At 31.2% G+C, this 22,277-nt stretch carries 22 protein-coding genes and 1 riboswitch; of the genes, 16 read left to right on the top strand and 6 right to left on the bottom strand.

The genetic code is table 11. The features are described 5' to 3' along the window. A partial coding sequence (locus tag ACWI69_RS06345; protein WP_448821007.1) for a hypothetical protein occupies window positions 1-529 on the bottom strand: 529 nt, incomplete at its 3' end. 1 nt (window position 530) lies between these two features. After that, window positions 531-1,208 carry a response regulator transcription factor gene (locus ACWI69_RS06340; RefSeq protein ID WP_448821006.1) on the bottom strand — a complete coding sequence of 226 codons (678 nt, stop codon included), beginning with the start codon at window positions 1,206-1,208 and terminating at the stop codon, window positions 531-533. A 138-nt stretch (window positions 1,209-1,346) separates the two neighbouring features. On the opposite strand from ACWI69_RS06340, the gene ACWI69_RS06335 reads away from it, so the two are divergent. From ACWI69_RS06335 to ACWI69_RS06315, 5 genes are read left to right on the top strand one after another with little or no spacing between them, the layout of a single operon-like run. Then, window positions 1,347-2,048: a glycosyltransferase family 2 protein gene (locus ACWI69_RS06335; RefSeq protein ID WP_448821005.1), complete on the top strand. Its 702-nt coding sequence runs from the start codon at window positions 1,347-1,349 to the stop codon at window positions 2,046-2,048. Window positions 2,049-2,050: 2 nt separating this feature from the next. Further along, entirely contained in the window at window positions 2,051-2,332 is a 282-nt protein-coding gene (locus ACWI69_RS06330; RefSeq protein ID WP_448821004.1) for a lipid-A-disaccharide synthase N-terminal domain-containing protein, read from the top strand. Then, window positions 2,333-3,370, top strand: coding sequence for a GDP-mannose 4,6-dehydratase (locus ACWI69_RS06325; protein WP_448821003.1), 1,038 nt, complete (start codon window positions 2,333-2,335; stop codon window positions 3,368-3,370). It abuts the gene before it with no gap. A 1-nt stretch (window position 3,371) separates the two neighbouring features. After that, on the top strand, window positions 3,372-4,694 hold the full coding sequence (locus ACWI69_RS06320; protein ID WP_448821002.1) for a UDP-glucose dehydrogenase family protein: 1,323 nt from the start codon (window positions 3,372-3,374) through the stop codon (window positions 4,692-4,694). 16 nt (window positions 4,695-4,710) lie between these two features. Next, the gene (locus ACWI69_RS06315; RefSeq protein WP_448821001.1) at window positions 4,711-6,102 is read left to right on the top strand and encodes an ArnT family glycosyltransferase; all 1,392 of its coding nucleotides are present in this window, start codon (window positions 4,711-4,713) and stop codon (window positions 6,100-6,102) included. A 34-nt stretch (window positions 6,103-6,136) separates the two neighbouring features. On the opposite strand, the gene ACWI69_RS06310 is transcribed toward ACWI69_RS06315, so the two are convergent. Together ACWI69_RS06310 and glyA are read right to left on the bottom strand one after the other, a co-directional pair. Beyond that, complete coding sequence (locus ACWI69_RS06310) at window positions 6,137-6,478, bottom strand: zinc ribbon domain-containing protein YjdM (protein ID WP_448821000.1); 342 nt, start codon at window positions 6,476-6,478, stop codon at window positions 6,137-6,139. A gap of 93 nt (window positions 6,479-6,571) precedes the next feature. Continuing rightward, on the bottom strand, window positions 6,572-7,819 hold the full coding sequence (glyA, locus tag ACWI69_RS06305) for a serine hydroxymethyltransferase (protein ID WP_448820999.1): 1,248 nt from the start codon (window positions 7,817-7,819) through the stop codon (window positions 6,572-6,574). Window positions 7,820-8,002: 183 nt separating this feature from the next. Here glyA and ACWI69_RS06300 point away from each other — a divergent pair, with 183 nt between their 5' ends. The 4 genes from ACWI69_RS06300 to ACWI69_RS06285 all read left to right on the top strand — a co-directional run bounded on the left by ACWI69_RS06300 (window position 8,003) and on the right by ACWI69_RS06285 (window position 11,843). Further along, window positions 8,003-9,397 carry an amidohydrolase gene (locus ACWI69_RS06300; RefSeq protein ID WP_448820998.1) on the top strand — a complete coding sequence of 465 codons (1,395 nt, stop codon included), beginning with the start codon at window positions 8,003-8,005 and terminating at the stop codon, window positions 9,395-9,397. 15 nt (window positions 9,398-9,412) lie between these two features. Next, a riboswitch (TPP riboswitch) is annotated at window positions 9,413-9,511 on the top strand. A gap of 88 nt (window positions 9,512-9,599) precedes the next feature. Then, complete coding sequence (thiD, locus tag ACWI69_RS06295) at window positions 9,600-10,406, top strand: bifunctional hydroxymethylpyrimidine kinase/phosphomethylpyrimidine kinase (protein ID WP_448820997.1); 807 nt, start codon at window positions 9,600-9,602, stop codon at window positions 10,404-10,406. Beyond that, entirely contained in the window at window positions 10,399-11,226 is an 828-nt protein-coding gene (gene thiM / locus ACWI69_RS06290) for a hydroxyethylthiazole kinase (protein WP_448820996.1), read from the top strand. Before thiD ends, thiM begins: the two co-directional genes overlap by 8 nt. Window positions 11,227-11,336: 110 nt before the next feature. Then, the gene (locus ACWI69_RS06285; protein ID WP_448820995.1) at window positions 11,337-11,843 is read left to right on the top strand and encodes a hypothetical protein; all 507 of its coding nucleotides are present in this window, start codon (window positions 11,337-11,339) and stop codon (window positions 11,841-11,843) included. A 59-nt stretch (window positions 11,844-11,902) separates the two neighbouring features. Here ACWI69_RS06285 and malQ read toward each other — a convergent pair whose 3' ends face one another. Together malQ and ACWI69_RS06275 are read right to left on the bottom strand one after the other, a co-directional pair. Next, entirely contained in the window at window positions 11,903-13,402 is a 1,500-nt protein-coding gene (gene malQ / locus ACWI69_RS06280; protein WP_448820994.1) for a 4-alpha-glucanotransferase, read from the bottom strand. Between the two features lie 89 nt (window positions 13,403-13,491). Continuing rightward, window positions 13,492-14,943, bottom strand: a complete 1,452-nt coding sequence (locus ACWI69_RS06275; protein ID WP_448820993.1) for a carbohydrate porin — start codon at window positions 14,941-14,943, stop codon at window positions 13,492-13,494. A 232-nt stretch (window positions 14,944-15,175) separates the two neighbouring features. Between ACWI69_RS06275 and ACWI69_RS06270 the strand changes: the two genes are divergently transcribed. The 7 genes from ACWI69_RS06270 to ACWI69_RS06240 all read left to right on the top strand — a co-directional run bounded on the left by ACWI69_RS06270 (window position 15,176) and on the right by ACWI69_RS06240 (window position 22,235). After that, on the top strand, window positions 15,176-16,414 hold the full coding sequence (locus tag ACWI69_RS06270) for a sugar ABC transporter substrate-binding protein (protein WP_448820992.1): 1,239 nt from the start codon (window positions 15,176-15,178) through the stop codon (window positions 16,412-16,414). Window positions 16,415-16,464: 50 nt separating this feature from the next. Then, window positions 16,465-17,355, top strand: coding sequence for a carbohydrate ABC transporter permease (locus ACWI69_RS06265; RefSeq protein ID WP_448820991.1), 891 nt, complete (start codon window positions 16,465-16,467; stop codon window positions 17,353-17,355). Beyond that, the gene (locus tag ACWI69_RS06260; protein WP_448820990.1) at window positions 17,352-18,209 is read left to right on the top strand and encodes a sugar ABC transporter permease; all 858 of its coding nucleotides are present in this window, start codon (window positions 17,352-17,354) and stop codon (window positions 18,207-18,209) included. The genes ACWI69_RS06265 and ACWI69_RS06260 overlap by 4 nt, the downstream gene beginning before the upstream one ends. Window positions 18,210-18,218: 9 nt before the next feature. Continuing rightward, on the top strand, window positions 18,219-18,428 hold the full coding sequence (locus tag ACWI69_RS06255) for a helix-turn-helix domain-containing protein (RefSeq protein WP_448820989.1): 210 nt from the start codon (window positions 18,219-18,221) through the stop codon (window positions 18,426-18,428). Between the two features lie 101 nt (window positions 18,429-18,529). Then, complete coding sequence (locus ACWI69_RS06250; RefSeq protein ID WP_448820988.1) at window positions 18,530-18,991, top strand: TrmB family transcriptional regulator sugar-binding domain-containing protein; 462 nt, start codon at window positions 18,530-18,532, stop codon at window positions 18,989-18,991. 17 nt (window positions 18,992-19,008) lie between these two features. Continuing rightward, window positions 19,009-19,836 carry a hypothetical protein gene (locus ACWI69_RS06245; protein WP_448820987.1) on the top strand — a complete coding sequence of 276 codons (828 nt, stop codon included), beginning with the start codon at window positions 19,009-19,011 and terminating at the stop codon, window positions 19,834-19,836. A 17-nt stretch (window positions 19,837-19,853) separates the two neighbouring features. Next, window positions 19,854-22,235 carry a glycogen/starch/alpha-glucan phosphorylase gene (locus ACWI69_RS06240; RefSeq protein WP_448820986.1) on the top strand — a complete coding sequence of 794 codons (2,382 nt, stop codon included), beginning with the start codon at window positions 19,854-19,856 and terminating at the stop codon, window positions 22,233-22,235. Window positions 22,236-22,277 lie beyond the last annotated feature (42 nt).

Below are 22,277 nucleotides of genomic sequence, written 5' to 3'. Positions count from 1 at the left end.
TCAACAATCTTGTGAAAGCAAATATAGATATGATTATACAGATAGATAATCCCGACAAAAATATGTAAATCATATCGAAGAAAAAATTCTTCTCTTCTCTTAAATTTTTTACAAGAATGACGGTATAAACTTCTTCATCTTTATTAATTAAATCATTTTTTAAAACCATGTAGTCATACCAATGAACATTTTTGACTTTATCTTCAGTGGCAGCTTCTAAAAGTTTATGATTTGTGTTTTCCGTATATATTAAATTTTTATATTTTATTGTTATTTCTAAATCATCAAGGGATGGATTTTCAACTTTAAAAAGTCTATTGACTAAATCACCGGTAAAAATCTCTATAGATTTTGAGTTAACTTCTTCTAAAATTTCATATTTGAGAAACCCCATAGCATTTCTTAAATATTGTTTAGAGGAGTTAATTAGATATTTTCCAGTGATAGATAGTGATAAAACTAAAACAATAGTAAAGAGACAGATAAGTTGAAAATAACTTTTTTTTAAAGTAGCCGAAAGTGTTTTCAATTTAATCCTCCTTTTTTAAAGAGTAGCCAAATCCACGAACAGTTTTAATATACTTACTATCAGGATCAAGTTTCTTTCTAAGAGCTTTTATATACATATCAATAATTTTTCCATCTCCAAAGTAATCGTAGCCCCAAACATTTTCCAAAATATTTTCTCTGCTTAAAACTAAATTTTTATTAATCATTAGATAATGAAGGAGATTATATTCTGTTTTAGTTAAAATAATTATATCATCATCTAAAAGTACTTCTTTTGTATTTAAGTTAAGCGAGATATTTTCAAATTTCAATATTTTTTTATCTGTGAAAGTTTGTTTATTTCTAAAAATAACTCTCATTCTAGCTAGAAGCTCACCAATAATAAAAGGTTTAGTGATGTAATCATCAGCTCCTAAATCTAAAAGAGATATTTTACTGAAAATTTCATCCTTAGCAGTTAGCACAATAATCGGAATATTAGATTCATTTCGGATTATTTTGCAGACTTCCTCTCCACTCATATGTGGAAGCATTAGGTCAAGAAGTATAAGCGAATAGTCATTTTCTCTAAATAGTTTTAAGCCCTCTTTTCCATCTATAGCTAAATCAATATTGTATCCTTCGTGAACTAATTCTAGCTCTAAATATCTTCTAATTTTTGGATCGTCTTCAATGATAAGTATATTTTTTTTTGACATGGCTTTTCCTCCATATTTTAATTGTAGTATACCTATTATAAAACAAAAAAGTAAAAAAATGGTAAAAATTTATTTTAAAAAAATTTACTAAAAATTTACTTTTTGACTTTATAATAGAAGAAAAAAGAGGAGGCAACAATGGAGATATCAGCAGTAATACCAGTTTACAATGAAAAAGATAACATTATTCCTATGGCAGAAAGGGTGGAAACAGCTTTTAAAAAGGGTTTTAAGGAGTATGAAATTATTTTTGTAAATGATGGTAGCAACGACGGCAGTTATGAGGTTTTAAATAGCTTGAAAGAGATCAATAAAAATGTTAAAGTTTACCATTTTACAAAAAATAATGGACAAAGTGCAGCGATTGATGCCGGTTTTCAAAAATCTCAAGGAGATTTGGTTCTAATGATGGATGGAGATTTACAAACTGATCCAGAGGATGTTTATAAACTTCTAGAATATATTTCAGATTATGATGTAGTAAATGGAAAAAGAGCAACTAGGGAAGACGGGTTTAAAAGAAAGTTGGCATCAAAAGTTGGCAATGGATTTAGAAATTTTGTGACAGGTGACAATATCCAAGATACAGGATGCCCTTTAAAGTTATTTAAAAGAGAGGTTGTTAAATCATATAAACTATTCAATGGAATGCATAGATTTTTACCAACTTTGGCAAAATATATGGGATATAGAGTTGTGGAAGTACCAGTAAGGCACTATGATAGATTATACGGAGAATCAAAATATAGAGTTTTTGGAAGAGGATTTAAGGCTTTTAAAGATGTATTCGCAGTAAGGTGGATGAAAAATAGAATGTTGAATTGGAAAATAGAGGGATAATCATGATGGGAGTAGAAAACTGGAATATTTTTTTAGTCATAGGCTTTGTTGGGCAGGGACTTTTTTCAATGAGATTTATTATACAATGGTTGGCTAGTGAAAAGGCTAAAAAGAGTGTTATTCCTTTTTCGTTTTGGACACTTAGTTTATCGGGTAGTGTTTTTTTATTAATTTATGCAATATATAAGAGGGATCCTGTATTCATACTGGGACAAGCACCAAATGTGTTAATTTATTCAAGAAATATATACTTAATAAGAAAAAATAAAGGGGTTGAAGAGTAAATGAAAATTATCGTAACAGGGGCAGCAGGATTTATAGGGTCACATTTAGTGGAGAGATTGTTAAGTTTAGGACACAGTGTAATTGGAGTAGATAATTTTCATAATTTTTATTCGGAAGATATAAAAATTAAAAATGTTTTAGAAAGCATAAATAAAATTGAATATCTTGTAGAGATTTTATCAAGGAACACAAAAGAGAAGAAAATAGAAGCATTGTTAGAAAAAGTAGATTTAAGTAACTACTCTTTAAAATATTGTGATTTAAAAGATATTGAAAGTTTAGACAAGATATTTAATGAAAATAAGATTGAAATGGTTATAAATTTAGCTGGACTGGCTGGAGTTAGACCATCTCTAGAAAATCCTTTGGAATATGAAAAAGTAAACGTAGGTGGTTATCTAAATCTTTTGGAGTGTTGTAAAAAATATGGAATTAAGAAATTCATACAAGCTTCATCTAGTTCTGTTTATGGAAATAATAAAGTTGTTCCTTTTACAGAAACAGATATAGTAGATTTTGCAATTTCTCCCTATGCTGCAACAAAAAAGTCTTGCGAAGTTTTTGGGCACGTTTACTTTAATCTGTACAATATAGATACGTTACAATTTAGATTTTTTACAGTTTATGGACCAAGACAGAGACCAGATTTAGCTATACATAAATTTGTTGATAAAATTTTAAAAAATGAGGGTATTCCATTTTTTGGAGATGGGGAAACATTTAGAGATTATACGTATATTGACGATATAATTGACGGTATAGTGAAGGGAGTAAAGTATTTAGAGAAACATAAAGACGTGTATGAGATTATTAATCTAGGGGAATCGGATGCAATCTCTTTAAATAAAATGGTGCAGACAATAGAGAAATGTTTGGGTAAGGATGCGATAATAGAAAGATTACCTATGCAGCCCGGAGATGTAAAAAGAACCTATGCAAATATAGAGAAAGCTAAAAAACTTTTGGGATATGAACCAACTACAAAATTTGATGATGGAATAGAAAAATTTGTAGAATGGTATTTAGGAGGAAAGTAAAATGAAAATAACTGTGATAGGAACGGGTTATGTTGGATTAGTACAAGGTGTAATTTTAAGTGAGTTTGGGCATAAAGTCATATGTTTAGATATAGATAAAAAGAAAATTGAAAATTTAAAAAATGGAATACTTCCAATCTATGAACCGGGATTAAAAGAGATTTTAGATAGGAATGTTTTGGAAGGAAGATTACATTTCACAACGAATAAGCAAGAGGCACTAAAGGGTGCGGAAGTGATTTTTATAGCTGTGGGAACTCCTCCGGGAGATGATGGTTCAGCAGATTTAACCTATGTGTTGCAGTGTGCAAAAGAGATAGGGGAAAATATAGATGGATATGCAGTAGTAGTTAATAAATCAACTGTCCCGGTTGGAACAGGGGATTTAGTGGAGGAAACAATAGAGAATGAAATGAGAAAAAGAAAAATTGATATAGAGTTTGATGTGGTTTCAAATCCAGAGTTTTTAAGAGAGGGAAAAGCGGTAAATGATTGCTTAAGACCGGATAGAGTTGTAATAGGAACCGAGAGCAAAAAAGCTTTAGAAATAATGAAAAAAATATATGATGTTTTGTACATCAACAAAACTCCTTTTGTTTTCACGAATAGAAGAACATCTGAAATGATAAAATATGCCTCCAATGCTTTTTTGGCAGTAAAAATCTCTTTTATAAATGAAATGGCATTGTTAGCTGAAAAAGTTGGAGCAAATACACAGGAAATAGCACAAGCAATGGGGATGGATGGAAGAATATCACCAAAGTTTTTACACTGTGGACCAGGGTATGGAGGATCGTGTTTTCCAAAAGATACAAGAGCGATAGTTGAAATAGGAAAAGAATATGGAGAAGAGATGAGTGTAGTTTTTGCTGCGATATCTGCAAATGAAAAACAGAAGAGAAAAATGATAGACAAAATAATTAAAGAAATGGAGGGAGTAGAAGACAAAACTATCTGTATATTGGGATTATCTTTTAAGCCTGATACAGACGACGTTCGGGATGCTCCAAGTTTAGACATAATAAAAGGCTTAATAGAGAACGGTGCAAAAATAAAAACCTACTGCCCAAAAGGTATAGAGGAAGCGAAGTGGAGACTGGAAAAGTATAGAGATAAAATACAGTATTGTAAAGATGAAGAGGAAGCTAGTGAAAAGGCTGATGCTGTAGTTTTGGTGACTGAATGGAATCAGTTTAGAGGAATTAATCTAGAAGAACTGAAGGAGAGAATGAAGGGAGAGTTTTATTTTGACCTTAGAAATGTTCATGCCAAAAATTGTAAGGTAAGATCTTTATTTAAGTACTATCCAGTGGGGCAGAAATAGGAATTGAGGAGACGATATGCGATTTAAAGATGATACATATAAAGAGAGATACAAGTTATTTTTCATAGGGTATTTTGCTTTGATTATAGGGATAACTTTTTTAAGATTTCCAGATATAAGAAATGAATTAAAGTATTTTGTGATAACAGGACAAATGATAGAAAATAAAAATTTTATAATTCTCAAATATTTTACAGAGCTTTATCCGGATAAACCACCCATCTATTTTTGGATATTGGGATTAGTTAGATATGTTAGTAAAGATAATTTTTACCCACTTTCCTTAATACTAGCAAATATCATTCCAGCAGGAATAACTGCTTTTTTAGGTTTCAAATTATCTAAGCTATATTGGAGTGAAAAAATGGCATATGTATCCACTGCTATTTTTATAACATTGCCATATATATTTGGAGTATCCTTAGTATTGAGAATGGACACTTTAATGACGACATTTATAATGGGAAGTATCTATTTTTTCTTTTCCTCATATTTAGATAAAAAGGAGATACCATTAAATAAAAGTATCTATATGTATGGTTGTATAGCTTTAGGGGTTTTAGTAAAAGGTGGGGCAGCTTTTATTATTCCAGTATTGACAATAATAGTTTATTTGTATTTGGATAATAACTTGGGTTATTTGAAGAGGATGAGACTACTGTTGGGACTAGGTATAACAGTAGTTATATTGGGACTTTGGTTTTTAATGATACTGAGTTTTCCTGAGGGGAAAAATTATATTGGATTGATAGTAGGGCAAGAAACACTGGGAAGAGTCGTTAAAGCTAAAACGCATACAAGGGCAATATACTACTATTTGAAACTACTTCCATTGACGACTTTACCCATAGCTCCATTTTTTATACTGGGACTTTATAAAAGTTTAAAAAATTGGAAGAATAGAAAAAATTGGAAAGATATCGATAAAATAGCGTTTAGCTTATTTGTTCCAAATCTAATATTTTTTAGTTTAATAAGCGGTAAATTAGATATATATTTGTTACCTCTTTATTATGGAATAGTTGTGATGTCATTGAGAGTCATTGAAAAAACTTGGAGTGGAACAAAAGATAGAATTTATAAAGTTTTATTGTATATAAATTGTATAATATTAATTATTTGTGCTGGATTGTTGCCATATTATAATAGGAATTTTACTATGAAGGATAGTATAGAGATTTTAAAGGAAAATACTGAGAAGGTTTATAGCTATAGATTTGAGGATGCTAAAAATATTTCTAATGAGATAAATAAGGATACAGTAGAAGAACTTTCTTTAGATGATGTAGACAAACTGAGTGAGGGACAGCTACTTTTGGTAAAAAAGAAGTATCAAAAAGATATTTTAAATAAAAATTTGGAGGAACTTTATTCCAACAAAGAATACACCATTCTAATTAAAAAGTAATAGAGAATAAAAATAAGGTCGTAGGGATACGACCTTAGATTTTTTTTACAAATTCAGATTTTAGTTTCATGGCTCCAATTCCATCAATTCTGCAATCAATATTGTGGTCCCCTTCAACCAATCTAATATTTTTTACTTTTGTTCCAATTTTAACGACAGAGGAACTTCCTTTGATTTTTAAATCTTTGATAACAGTTATAGTATCTCCATCAGCTAAAAGAGTACCATTGGCATCTTTTACAATCAAAGAATCGTCTGAATTATCTTCAGTACTTTCCATTGACCATTCGTGAGCACACTCTGGGCAAACAAACAGATTTCCATCCTCATAAGTGTATTCTGAATTACACTTGGGACAATTAGGTAATTTTGTCATAATATTTTTCTCCATTCCATATGATATTACTTATATTATAAAACAAATCTAGGAAAAATTCAAGAAAACAAAATTTTCAAAAAGTTATTTAAGCTATTTGTTTTTATACAAAGGAAATTTTTTACAAAGAATATTAATCTCTTCGACGATACTTTGAAGAGTTTCAACATTATTACTGTTTTGTAAAGCTTTAACAATTAAGTTTCCAATTAAAACCATCTCCTCCTCCTTCATTCCTCTTGTTGTTAGGGCAGGAGTACCAAGTCTAATTCCACTTGTAATAAAAGGACTTTTTGTATCATAAGGAATTCCATTTTTATTGACAGTTATATGAACCTTTTCCAATGTTTTTTCTGCGTCCTTTCCAGTGATGTTTAAGCTTGTAAGATCTACAAGGATGAGATGGTTATCAGTTCCACCACTGACAACTCTAACTTTATTTTTAATTAAAGTGTCTGCTAGAGTTTTAGCATTTTTTACGACTTGTTCTTGATATTTTTTAAATTCAGGAGAAAGAGCTTCTTTAAATGCTACGGCTTTACCAGCGATAACGTGCATTAAAGGTCCACCTTGGATACCAGGAAATATAATTTTATCAATTTTTTTAGCAATCTCTTCATCGTTTGTTAAGATAAGTCCACCTCTAGGACCTCGAAGAGTTTTATGTGTTGTACTAGTAGTTATATGGGCATACGGAACTGGGGATGGATGTAGTCCGGTAGCAACGAGGCCAGCGATATGAGCCATATCAACAACCAGATAAGCTCCGACTTCATCAGCTATTTCTCTAAATTTTTTAAAATCAATAGTTCTAGGATAAGCACTTGCTCCAGCAACAATAAGTTTAGGGTGATTTTCTAGAGCCAATTTTCTAATCTCTTCATAGTCGATTAATTCATCATCTTTTTTAACGCTATAGGATACAACTCTGTAATCGCTTCCAGAAAAATTGACATTTTTGCCATGAGTTAGGTGTCCGCCGTGATCTAATCTCATTCCAAGAATACAGTCTCCTAAATCTATTAAACTTCTATAGGCTGCCATATTAGCTTGAGAACCAGAGTGAGGTTGAACATTAGCAAATTTGGCACCAAAAAGTTCTTTTGCTCTCTCAATGGCTAAACTTTCAACGATATCTACAAAGTCACATCCTCCATAATAACGTTTATTGGGATATCCTTCCGCATATTTATTAGTCATAGCCGAACCAACAGCTTCCATTACACTTTCTGAAACAAAATTTTCTGAGGCAATAAGTTCTAAACCATTTTCTTGTCTAGCTAACTCTTTTTCAATAGCATTGTAAACATCAATATCAGTATCTTTTAAAAATTTTAACATAAAACTACCTCCCATTAAAAATATGTTGTATCAATTATATACTATTAATGTATAGAATACTATATATAAAATTAAGAAAATAAAAAACTTTGATTTTATATTCAAATATGTTAAAATCATTTCGTAAAATATTCACTAAAAGTGTATATATATTTGGGATACAGTATGTGGGAGGATTATTTAATGAAATACTATTTAAAAGGTGTATTGTTACTAGGGAGTTTATTTATAGTTGGTTGCAGTTCTTTAGTTGAAAAAAAAGAACAAGCTAGTATAATAATAAAAAATGGAACTCTTTTAACTATGAATGAAAAAAAAGAAATTATAGAGAATGGAGTTATTGTTATAAAAAATAATAAAATCATTTCAGTAGGAAGTGAAGATTTATTAAAAAAATATAGTGCTAATAAAGTTATTGATGCTGAGGATGGAATTATAATGCCTGGAATGATAAATACTCACACACACGCTTCAATGACTGTATTTAGATCATTAGCTGATGATGTTCCAGATAGATTAAACAGATATATATTTCCTTTGGAAAAACAAATGGTAAGTCCTGAGATGTCCTACATAGGAGCAAAACATGGTGCTATGGAGATGGCTCTTGGAGGAGTAACCACTATGGTGGATATGTATCTATTTGAAGAAAGTGCTGCTCAGGCTGTTAAAGAGGTTGGATTGAGAGGGATTATGACTCAAAATATAATTAAATATCCAACAGCAGACGGAAAGGAAAAAGGAGAAGCATTAAATAGAGCAATTGCTTTTGTAGAGAAATATAAGAATGATGAGTTAATAACTCCGGGATTTGGACCACATGGACCACATACTGTAACAAAGGAGGAGCTATTAAAAATTGAGGAGCTTTCAAAGAGATATAATGTTCCTGTTTCAATGCACGTAGCGGAAACTGATGGTGAGTTTGATAGAATAAAAAAAGAGTATAAAATGACACCAATTGAATATTTAGATTCTGTAGGATTATTAAATGAAAGATTTATTGCAGCTCATAATATTTTTGTGACTGATACCGATATAGAGTTAATGAAAAAAAGAGATATAGGAGTAGCTCATAATATGGTCGCTAATATAAAATCCGCTAAAGGGATATCACCAGCGTTAAAGATGCACGATATGGGTATGAGAGTTGGATTGGGGACAGATGGACCTATGAGTGGAAATACTTTGGATATAATTGGTCAAATGGGATATGTAGCAAAACTGCATAAGTTAGATACAAAGGACAGGTCGGCATTACCACCGGAAAAGGCTGTTGAAATGGCAACAATAGGTGGAGCGAGAGCTATCCATAGAGAGAATGAATTAGGAAGTCTAGAAGTTGGTAAACTAGCGGATGTAGTGATAGTGGAGACAAAATCAGTGAATATGAATCCAATATATGACCCATATTCAGCTTTAGTTTATTCAGCTAATGCAAATAATGTTGACACTGTAATAGTAAATGGAAAATTAATAGTGGAGGATAAACAAATAAAAACTGTGGATTCTAAAAAAGTAATAAAAGATATTACTGATTTTAAAGAAAAAGTTCAAAAAGTTGCAAAAACTTTATAAATAAAATAAAACAAAAAAGTTTACTAGGGGAGCCGAAAGGCTGAGAGGTTAAAAAACTGACCCTTTGAACCTGATCTAGTTAATTCTAGCGTAGGGAAGTAGCAAAATACAATATTTTTTAGTTAAAAGTATAACTATAATTTGTAAATTAGCTATCTCTATTTAGAGATAGTTTTTTTTATAAAAATTTTAGGAGGAAAAAATGAAAAAAGTTTTGACTATAGCAGGGTCTGATTCATGTGGTGGAGCAGGGATTCAAGGGGATTTAAAGGCTATGAGTGCTCAAGGTGTTTATGGGATGAGTGTCGTAACGGCAATAACAGCCCAGAATAGCAAAGGGGTATTTGCGGTACAAGAGATAGATTTAGATATTATAAAAAGACAGATAGAAGTTTTATATGAGGATATAGATATAAGTTCGGTGAAAGTTGGTATGTTATCTAGTAGTGAAATTATAAAGGTAGTTTATGATACCCTAAGAAGTGTAAAAGGAAAAAATGTAGTTATAGATCCAGTGATGGTTTCAAAAAGTGGTTATTATCTCTTGAAAGAGGAAGCTATAGAAGCTTTAAAAGATTTTTTAAAAATAGGAATTCTTGTGACACCGAATATTCCAGAGGCAGAAATTTTAGCAAGTATGAAAATAGAATCTGAAGAGGATATGATTTTGGCAGCTAAAAAAATTAAGAACTTGGGAGTTGAGAATGTTTTAATAAAAGGTGGGCATAGAGAGGAGAATTCCACGGATATACTTCTAACAGAAAAAGGTGAAATTATTAAATTTTATGAGGAGAAGTTTGAAACAAAAAATACTCATGGAACAGGTTGTACCCTCTCATCAACAATTGCTTCATACATAGGGAAAGGGTATTCTGTAAGCGAATCAATAGAGAAAAGTAAAAAATATATAACGGATACAATAAAAAACTCTTTCTCCATAGGTGAGGGAGTCGGACCTGTGGGACATTTTATAGATCTTTATAGAAAGGCTGGTGTTGATTTTGAATAGGAAGATTGAAAAAGAGGAGCTTGTGGAAGAGGTAATTTTAGCTTTAAAGAAGCTGAAGGAAAATACACCCCTAGTTTACCATTTGACAAATATAGTTACTATAAATGACTGTGCAAATATAACTTTAGCTATTGGAGGTTCACCACTAATGTCATTTTGTAAAGAGGAAATTGAAGAGATAATTGGTTTTTCAGCAAGTGTAGTTTTGAATATTGGAACTATGGACAAGAGTATGAGGGACATGGCGATAGCTGTTGGAAAGATTGCTAATAGGTTAAAAAAACCAATTGTCTTAGACCCAGTTGGTGTAGGAGCTACAAAAGCTAGAAAGGAGATGGTGGACTCTCTATTAAAAGAGATAAAGTTTGCAGTGATAAAAGGGAATATGGCAGAGATAAAAACCCTTTTAGAGATAGATTCTTTAAGTAGAGGTGTAGATTCTTTAGAAAAAAATGAAATCGGAGAGGAAATAGTGAGGCTTGCAGCTAAAAAATTTGGTTCAATCGTAGTTATAACTGGGGAGATTGATTATATTGGAAACCAACAAACAGTTTTTAAAGTGATGAATGGACATAAGAAAATGGGGTTAGTTACAGGAACAGGGTGCATGATATCCTCTCTAATTGGGACATTTTTAGGAGGTGGAAACAATCCTTTGGTAAGTGGAGTAGGAGGAGTAGTCGCAATGGGAATAGCGGGAGAACTAGCAGAAAAAAACTTTGTGGGAACAGGAAGTTTAAAAGTTGGCATAATAGACAACATATCTAATCTAGATGAGAACACGATAAGAGGAAAAGAAAAGATATTCTTAATTTTTTAACTATACTCCCTTCCATAAAACTTTATAGAGATTTTAATGCGTATTGCAAGGAAAAATAAGAGGAGACTTGTATATAAAGTTAGGGAGAGTTAAAAAAATAAGGAGGTCGGTTGCATAATGGGACGAGTGTCAAGTTAGAAGATGTTCATAATTTTGAAAAAAAATTACTAAAACACGGAAAAATTTTAACATTAAAACCAAAAGGAGATGTCATAAATAGTTTTTTTCTAGAGAGAGGTCACAATGTTGAGCATTTAAAATTGGAGTCTCAAAATGGGGACAAAGTTCATGAAACTATCGCAAAAGAGAGTATAATTAAAACCATGCGAGTATTGACAGATAGGGAGCGTTTTATTGGTATTTGGGCATTGGATACACTTTTGCATTTAGATAGGTTAGATTTATACTATGTTTTAAATAAATTTTATCAAGTTTTAGTTGAAAAAGGATTGCTTTATCTTTCGTTTAGATTTGGGGAAAAAGATTATTTTAAAGAGGGAAAGTGGAATACTTGCTTTACAGAAAAAGAGTTGATAGATTTAGTTGGATTTACTGATTTTGATATTTTAGAAATGAACAGCAAGGATGAGTATATTGATGTAATATTAAAAAAGTAAGACTTATTACTAGTCTTACTTTAGGTTAAAGTAGCTCAGAATTTCTGAGCTACTATTTTTTAACGATTATATTTTTGAGTTAAAAGTGCTATCCTTGCAGAGAGTTCATCAGTTAAAAGAGTTTTTTCAACTCTCCATTTCCAGTTATCTCCTAAAGTGGAAGGTGTGTTCATTCTACTGGAATCATCTAAGCCTAAAAAATCTTGCATGGGAGCTATAGCAAGTTGTGAGTTAGAACTCCATAGGGCTTCAATAAACTTCCAATTTATAGAGTCATCTTGGACACTCTTATCAGCTAGAAATTTCTTGAGATAACTGTCACAAAACTCCTTATCTTTGGTGTTGATGGTGCTGTACCAACCAACAATAGTTTGGTTGTCATGAGTTCCAGTATACGCAACACTTTTTTTAGGATATTTATGGGGCAGATAATCACTTTCCTCTCTTGAATCAAAAGCGAATTCCAATATTTTCATCCCAGGAAAACCAGATTCCTTTAAAAGTCTATGAACTTTTGGGGTTAAAAAACCTAAATCCTCTGCGATAATATCTAAATTACCTAGAGACTTTTTAATTGCATTAAAAAGTTTTATACCGGGACCGTTTTCCCATTTCCCAAATCTAGCAGTTTTAGCTTTAGCAGGAATAGCCCAAAAAGATTCAAAGCCTCGAAAATGGTCGATTCTGACAGTATCATAAAGTTTGAAACAGCTTTTAATTCTTTTAATCCACCATTTAAAATTGTTATCTTCAATATATTTCCAATTATATAGGACATTTCCCCAAAGTTGACCATCAGCACTAAAGGCGTCTGGAGGACAACCAGCAACTTTTTTAGGTTGAAGTTTTTTGTCAAAACAGAACATTTTTGGATTTTCCCAAGTATCAGCACTATCGGTAGCAATAAAGATAGGGATATCTCCTATAATCTTTATATTGTTGCTGTTTGCATAATTTTTTAATTCTTTCCATTGCTTATAAAAAAAGTATTGCAAAAAGATATGAAATTCAATTTCAGATTTTAGCTCCAGCTTAGCTTTTTTTAACGTATCTCTATCTCTAAGTCTATAATTTTTGGGCCAGTTTAGCCAAGAGATTCCATTAAATTTATTTTTAATAGCCATATAAAGAGCATAATTTTCAAGCCACCAGATATTTTTATTTTTAAAATTTTCTAAAGCATTTAGAGAGTACTTATTTTTGAAGTTTGAAAAAGCTTTTTTTAAAACTAGATATCGCTCAATATATAATTTATCGTATTGTATGTTAGGATTAATATTTAATTCTGCGAGAGTTTTTAAATCGCCAGTGTTCAAAACTTCCAATTTAATAAACTCTTCTAAGTTTATGAAGTATGGATTACCTGCAAAAGAGGAGAAGGACTGGTAGGGTGAGTCACCATAACCGGTTATTCCCATGGGAAGAATCTGCCAATATTTTTGGTGACTAGCTGTTAGAAAATCAACAAACTCATAGGCACACTCTCCAAAGTCACCAATTCCATACTTTCCAGGTAATGATGTTATATGTAGAAGTATACCACTTGATTTTTTTTTCATAAAAATACCTCACTTCGATTTAATATATAACGAGGCACCAACAGGAGGAAGGTGCCTCAAAAGGGAATTACAAACATATAAGGATTAAATTAGAACCAAACTTCGGCTTGAACTCCAACATTTATTCCATTTTTTCCACTATAAGAGTTTAAATCAGATTGGAAAGATTTTTGATAGTTATTGTCCCAACCAGCCCAAGTAACAAATGTTCTGATTTCAGGTCTAGCCCAGAAATCGTTCGAATTTAACTTAAATGTTGGTGCAAATGTAAGTTTGTATAGGTTACCATTGACATCATTACCACTAGTTTTTTCCTCTGTTACATAGTAATATCCAGCTTCAAATTGAAGTTCGAAGTTTTCATTAATTTTATAAACTGGTCTAGCCACTACACTAAGCCAAGTTGACTTTAGTCCATCAACATCCACAGAGTAAGAATCTCCTTGAGGATCTAAAAGACCTGCATTGTAATTAAATTTGCTATTTTTATTGTGCTGTGCAACAATTGTTGTAAATAAATCCCAATCTTTATTGATTGGTAAAACTCCAAAAGTACCAATTCTAGCTGAAAAAGCATCATCCAAATTATTTTCAGCACCTCTTCCAGCAGTTCCTAATCCATCCCCAGCATTAAGTCCATATCCAACTTGAGCAAAAAGTTTAGAGAAACCTTTTCCACTCCAATAGTATCCAGGCGTGTTATAGAATACTCCCAATTGTAATCCATAGTCAGCAGCACTGTATGTACTATAGTTTCCATTTCCATTATTTATAGTTCTATTTTCATTGTCTTTGGAAAAAGCAGCTCCTAAATCAAATTCCCAAGAACCAATATCATATCTGGCAAGTAGGTTTACAACATTTAATCCATCCTCTTTAGCAGAGTTGCTAACTGGACCAACTGAATCATAGCTATCGTAATCTCTAGCAATGATACCTAAATCTAACATTCCCTCCCCTATTTTGATATTATCGATTCCAGCTCCAGTTCCTGAATAGTCAGCGAAATAGAAATCTGTTATATGAATATCTCTTCTGTTATAGAATCTTTTACCAGCCCAAATAACAGATTCCTTGAAAGCACCTGAAAATATTGGAAGATTTCCCATCTCAGCATAGGCTTGTCTAAGAGCTACATTTTCATTCCAGTCATTATAATCGTCAGTTCCTTTAGCAAACATGATATGCCATTTAGACCAAGAACCGTTATCAAGGTAGAAGTTTTTAACAAGTTCAGCTTCGATATAAGTGTCACTCTCATTTCCAAGTCTACCAACGCCATTTTTATTAAAAACTTTGCCTTTTTTTAAATCATTATTTGTATTTAAAAGAAATCCAGATCTACCATATCCGTGAAATTCAAAACTCGGATGTTCTTGATTGTACTCTAATTTAGCAATTCTATCTTCTAAAGCTGATACATCATAAGAATTTGTAACAACTTCAGGAGTTTGAACAACCTCTTTAGCAAAAGTTTTTTCCCCAACTGTACCAGCTAAGATAATACAAGATAAAAGTGTAAGAAGTTTGTTGATTTTCATAGTTTTACTCCCCCTGCTTTGTTTTTTATTTGTTGTAAATTTGGTACAACATTTATGATAATATATTTATAACATTTTTTCTTGTTTGTCAATAATAAAACTAAAATTTCTTAAAAATAACATAAAAATAAAAAATAGTACAATTAAAAATAAAAAAAGTATTGACTATTTAAAAAAAATAGGGTAATAATTATGTTGTATTTAAAGTACAACAAAATTTAAGGAGGGTAAGATGACAAATATTTTAAAAAAACCAATGTTACTATTAGTAGCAGGAACCTTATTTTCAACAATATCTTTAGCTAAAACAACTGAAATAACTTTATGGGAACAGATGGAACCAGCGGTAAGACCTGCCTATATAAAAATAGTTGATGAATTCATGAAAAAAAATCCTGATGTAAAAGTAAATGTAGTTCACTATTCCAATGAGGATTTGCGAACTCAATTTCAAAATGCCTCTTTAGCTGGACAAGGACCAGATATAGTTTATGGACCAAATGATAATATTGGAATTTTTATGGTTTCAGATTTAATTAAACCTATAGACAAAGTTGTATCAAAAGATTTAATAAAGCAATTTAATGAAGGCGCTTTGAAAAGTGGTATGTATGATAACCAGTTATATCTTTTACCAGAGTTTTTGGGAAATCAGATAGCTCTTTTATATAACAAAAAGCTAGTTCCAAATGCACCTAAAACTTGGGAGGAGTTTTTAAAAATAGCAAAATCAAATAGAGCCGTAGATTCAAAGGACAAAGCCAATTCCAAATATGGATTTTTATATAATGAGAAAGAACCGTTTTGGTTTGTAGGTTTTTATAATGGATTTGGAGGAGAGATATTCGACAGTAATAGCAATCCTACTTTAGATAATAAAGCTATGATAGAGGCTTTAACTTTTGTGAGAGATATCAGAAGTAAATATGATTTAGGCGAAGCGGGAATGGATTATGATATAGCGTCACAACTATTTAAACAGGGAAAAGCAGCAATGATATTAAATGGGGCTTGGTCTTGGAAAGAGTATGAAGATGCAGGGATAAACCTAGGGGTTGCTCCAATGCCAATACCTTCTACAAAAGGTTATGCACTGTTTACAAATGCTTCTAAAGGATATTCACTTTCAGAGAATACACCAGATAATAAAAAAGAAGCTTTAAATAAGTTCTTTGATTATATATTTACACCAGAAATAAATGCTGAGATAGCATTAAATCAATCTCAAGCACCAGGTATAGAGGCTGCGAGAGAGTTACCGAAAGTTAAAAATGATAAATTGATGCAAGATTCAATCGAAACAATAAAGTATACAGTTCCAATGCCAGTTGTGCCTGAGATGAGAGCTATTTGGGATGCTATGAGACCTAATTTAGAAGCTGTTTTAAATGGTAAAATGACTCCAGAGGATGCGGCGAAAAAAATGCAAAGAGACGCAGTAGAGGGTATTAAAATAATAAAAGGTGAGTAATAAATCTAGAGGTTGGATTTATCCAACCTCTAAAATTAAAGGAGACGGTTATGAGCGGAAAAGGAAGACTAATAGGAAAAAATACACCCTATTTATTTATAGCACCAGCTTTTATAGTGATGGCAATAATGGTATTTTATCCTTTAGGTTATGGGTTTTGGTTGTCTTTAACAAATATGAGTTTGAGAACGTTTAAAAATCCTGGTTTTGTTGGATTACAAAATTATATTAGAGTGTTTCAAGATCCAGAGGTATTAGCAACTTTTATTAGAACTATAATTTGGACTTTTGTAAACGTATTTTTTCATGTGACTATTGGATTATTTTTAGCGATACTATTAAATAGAAAACTTCCCGGAAAATCAATTTTGAGAGTTTTTCTTATAATCCCTTGGGCAATGCCTCAATATATAGCAGCTCTTACTTGGAAAGGTATGTTTAATCAAAATTTTGGAGCTATAAATTTGATGCTAGGTTGGTTTGGAATAGAGAATTTACCTTGGTTAAGTGATCCCAAACTGACTTTTTATGCAGCGATAATAACAAATATATGGTTGGGATTTCCCTTTATGATGATGATAACACTGGGAGGGCTACAATCGATTTCTTCAGAGTTATACGAGGCAGCAGATATAGATGGAGCTAGTGCTTGGAATAAATTTAAAGATATAACGCTACCTCTTTTAAAACCAACATTGACACCAGCAATAATTTTAGGAACAATTTGGACATTTAATATGTTAAATGTAATAATTATTCTAGCAGGTGGATATGGAAATAAAGAAACCCAGATTTTGGTTACAGATGTTTATAGACTAGCATTCAATTTCTATAGATATGGGTTTGCAGCAGCGTATTCAGTGCTGATATTTGTATTTTTACTTGTATTTTCTCTGATATATGTGAGAAAAAGTAATATTTTTAAGGAGGAATCAAGATGATTGAAAAAAACATTCATTTTGAAAAAAATGATAGTTGGAAAAAAATCGTTGGAATCTATGTTATATTGATAATTTTTTCTTTGATAACTCTCTATCCGTTATTGAATGTTTTATCAGTAGCACTTAGACCGGGAGATCAACTTTTTTCTACAAGTTTAAAAATAATACCAGAGGATGCTACATTGGAGAACTTCAAACGAGCAATATTTGAAACGGATCTTCTAATTTGGTTAAAAAACTCTCTAGTTGTTTCAACATTAACGGCGGTAATAGGAGTTTTTATATCGATAACAGCGGGATACGCATTTTCTAGATTTTCTTTTTGGGGAAGAAAAGTAGGAATGATGACATTTTTAATAACTCAGATGTTTCCAGCGCCAATGTTGCTACTACCTATGTTTATAATATTAGTAAAATTAAGATTGGTGAATAGCTTTTTAGGGTTACTAGTGCCTTATGTGGCAGTATCGGTTCCTTTTTCTGTGTGGATGTTAAAAGGATATTTTGATACAATTCCGAAATCTTTAGAGGAAAGTGCATATATTGATGGTTGCAAAGTATGGCAAGTTATGTATAAAATAGTGTTACCTATTTCGACACCAGCTCTTGCGATAACGTCATTGTTTTCATTTATGACGGCTTGGTCTGAGTTCGTGATAGCGAGAATAATTTTAACATCAACAGAAAAATTAACTTTACCAGTTGGATTAGTTAATCTCCAAGGAGCTTTTAGTGCAGAGTGGGGGACATATTCAGCAGCTGCGCTGATAACGAGCGTACCAGTTATAATACTATTTATTAGTCTATCAAGATATCTTGTGGGCGGATTGACTGTTGGAGGAGTTAAGGAGTAGGAGGATATTTTGATAGAAAATGAAAAAATTTTAAAAAATTTAGAAAAGGTTGGTTTTGGAAGAAAAGAAGCGGAAGTTTTTTTAGAATTGATAAAAAATCCGGGTGCCAATGGTTCGCAAATTGCAAAAGCTCTTGGATATCCGAGAACGACAGTTTATCAAAACTTGGATATTCTACAAAAGAAGGGTATATTAATTCATATCTGGATAAGGAGATAACTTTATATGAAGCTATTGATTTAACAGAGCTTTTTGAGAACTATAAAAAAGAAGTAAACAGTGCTACAAAATTTTTAAAAGATGAATTAAACAAAGTAGAAGTGAATGGAAAACAAAAACAATTTTATAATTTGAATTCTTTTGAGGATATAAGAGATAGGTTTAGAAATATATTGAAAAGAGCGGAAAAAATTGTGTATATAAATACAAATTTGGATTTATTTGAATTTGAAAAAGATTTTAAAAAACTTAAAGAAAGAGGCGTTAGAATTATATTATTCAGTTTTAATAAGATGGATTACATGAGTTTAGGGGCAGAAACTTATATAAGAGATAGTTTTAATCTAAATATAACTGATTCTGAAAAAAGAATAATGATAGCTGTAGATTCATTTGCAGCAATAATTGCAAGTAATTATGAGGGAGAATTTTGTGGAACGTATTCAGAGAATAAGCTTTTGGTTAATATTGTAAGAGAGCATATAAAAAATGATATCCATCTGATGAAATTGGAGAATAGATTTGGAAAGGATATGAATAAAATAATAACTTTAGATTTTTAAAGAAAGAGGGGAGTTAAATGAAAAATCTATTTTTTTTAGGAGCATTATTGTCAACACTTATGATAACGGGGTGTACAGTAACACCAAATAAAGCGGAAAATTCTATAGCAATGGAAAAAATAGCTAAAATATATGGGGTTAAGGATACAACTTTAAGAGATTATCCTTTAAATTTAGAAGGAAATAAAATTGTATCGGATAAATTTATTATGGATGTAAGTTTCAATAAGCAAGAGATAAAGATATCGATAAAAAATACATCTAAAGATGTTATCTTTGTAAATTGGTCAGACGCCAAATATATTGGATTTAATGGTAAAGAACAAAGGTTATTTAATATGAAAGATAAAGATAAAGGATTTTATACAAAAGCTTTAGATTTTGGATTAAGACCGGGAGAAATAACAGAGGCTAATTTAGTTCCAGTGGATAATTTAAAAATATTATTTGGAAATTCTACGACTTCACAAGATATTTTTATAAATTCGTCATTATTTACAAATGAAAATATGATAAAAGATTATGCACAGGTAATTGTCCCAATAAATTTAGATTCAAAAAAAGGACCTATTATAACACCACATATCTATATAGGAGATAGTTTTGAATCGAAAGAAGTGAAGAAGTTATTGCAAGAGAAATCTGATAAAAAAATGGTGGAATTCAATTCTGTAAATACAAATCAGTTAAAGAGTATAAAAAATGAAAATGAAAAATTAAATAATGAACTTAGCAGTAAGGATGAAATAATTAAACAGTTGAAAGAGAAAGCTAGATTAAAAGCAGAATTAGAGAAAAAAGAGTTAGAGATTCAGCAACTTATGAAAAAATTAAATGAAAACTAAGTGAGGAGAATGAAAAGATGTTAATTGAAAAAGAACTTTTAAAGAGTAGAATAGAAAAACAGATAGAAGTTTTATTTAATAAAAGTATTGATGAAGCAAACTCTTTTGAAATCTATCAGGGATTGAGTAAGGCTTTAATTGAAAGCATATCTGGAAATTGGTTAGAAACTAGAAAAAGATATGAAAAGAGTAAGCAAGCGTTTTATTTCTCGGCAGAGTTTTTAATGGGAAGAGCGTTGGGAAATAATCTCATCAATTTAGGGATAGAAAAAGAGGTAGAAAGCATACTAAAAGAGATAGGATTTGATATAAATACTATTGAAAATGCAGAAGAGGACGCAGGGCTTGGTAATGGGGGACTAGGAAGATTAGCAGCTTGTTTTATGGACTCTTTAGTTACTTTGGATTTACCGGGACAAGGGTATGGAATAAAATATAAAAATGGAATTTTTAAACAAAAAATAGTTGATGGTTTTCAAATTGAAACTCCTGAAACATGGTTAAAGTATGGAGATGTATGGACTATTTGTAGGCCTTTTGATGAAGTTATAGTTGAATTTGGAGATAGCAAAGTTAGAGCTGTCCCATACGATATGCCGATTATAGGTTATGGAACTAGAAATGTAAATACACTTAGACTTTGGGAAGCAAAGTCTGTAGATGAGTTGAATTTGGAGGCATTTAATAATCAAGAGTATGAAAAAGCTTTAAAAGAGGTCAATGAGGCAGAAAATATATCTAGAATTTTGTATCCAAATGACTCTACAAATGAGGGGAAAAAACTTAGGCTAAAACAACAATACTTTTTTACTTCAGCATCATTACAGGATATAGTAAGAAAATTTAAAAGATTACACGGAACAAATTTTGAAAAATTACCAGAGTTTGCAGCCATACAACTGAATGACACTCATCCAGTTATAGCTATACCGGAGCTTATGAGAATTTTATGTGATGTAGAAGATTTGTTGTGGAAGGATGCTTGGAAAATAGTTGAAAAAACATTTGCTTATACAAATCATACAATACTATCAGAAGCTTTAGAGAAATGGTGGATTGGACTTTATGAAGAGGTGGTACCGAGAATATTTCAAATAACAGAGAGAATACATTTTCAATTTTTAAATTTATTGGAAGAGAGGTTTCCAGTAGATAAGAGTAGAAGAGAGCGAATGTCAATAATACAAGGAGATCTTATACATATGGCATGGCTTGCAATATATGGATCTTTTGCAACAAATGGTGTGGCAGCATTACATACAGACATTTTAAAACATATAGAGTTAAAAGAATGGTATGAATTATTTCCAGAAAGATTTTTGAATAAAACAAATGGTATAACTCAAAGAAGATGGTTATTACAGTGTAATCCAGAACTGTCAAAATTAATAACTGATCTTATAGGAGACAGGTGGATTACAGATTTTTCTCAAATGAAAAACTTAGAGAAATATTCAGCAGATAGAAATGTCATAGAAAGATTTTTAAGTATAAAATCTGAAAAAAAGAGACAATTAGCTAAATACATAGAAGAAGCTCAAGGAATAAAAATTAATCCAAATTCAATTTTTGATATTCAAATAAAAAGATTACATGAATATAAAAGACAACTTCTAAATATTTTTCACATCTTAGATTTATATTATAGGTTAAAAGAGAATCCAAGTATGAAGATTTATCCAGTGACATATATATTTGGTGCAAAGTCTGCGCCGGGATATATGAGAGCTAAGGGTACTATTAGATTGATAAATGAGGTTGCAAATCTTATCAATAACGATAAAGAGATAAAAGATATGATAAAAGTAATTTTTATCGAGAATTATAATGTGACAACAGCAGAGTTATTATTTCCAGCGGCAGATGTTTCAGAACAAATTTCTACGGCAGGAAAAGAAGCTTCTGGAACTGGAAATATGAAATTTATGATAAATGGAGCAGTGACATTTGGAACTTTAGATGGAGCCAACGTAGAGATTGTAGAAGAAGCTGGAGAGGAGAATAACTATATATTTGGATTGCAGGTTGAGGAGATAGAGAAAATGAAAAGAGAGGGGTACAATCCATACGTGCCTTATCAAAGTACTCAAGGATTAAAAAGAGTTGTAGATGCCTTAATTGATGAATCTTTAGATGATGAGGAGACAGGAGTTTATAAAGAGATATATGATTCATTATTAAAAGGAGCATCTTGGCATAAAGCAGACCAATACTTTGTATTACAAGATTTTGAAGAGTTTAGAAAAACACAGGAAAAAATAAATAAAGAGTATTCAGATCGAGAAAGTTGGGGAAAGAAAGCTTGGATAAATATTTCAAATGGTGGTAAGTTTTCGTCGGATAGAACAATTGATGAATATGCAAAGGAGATTTGGAAAATAGCCCCTCAAAAAATTTAATATAAGTAGAAGCTACCGTAAGATAATAATTATGGTAGCTTT

The sequence above is a fragment of the Cetobacterium sp. genome, assembly GCF_977044495.1.
The sequence above is the reverse complement of the archived record's forward strand: the minus strand, read 5'-3'. Positions and strand labels throughout refer to the sequence as shown.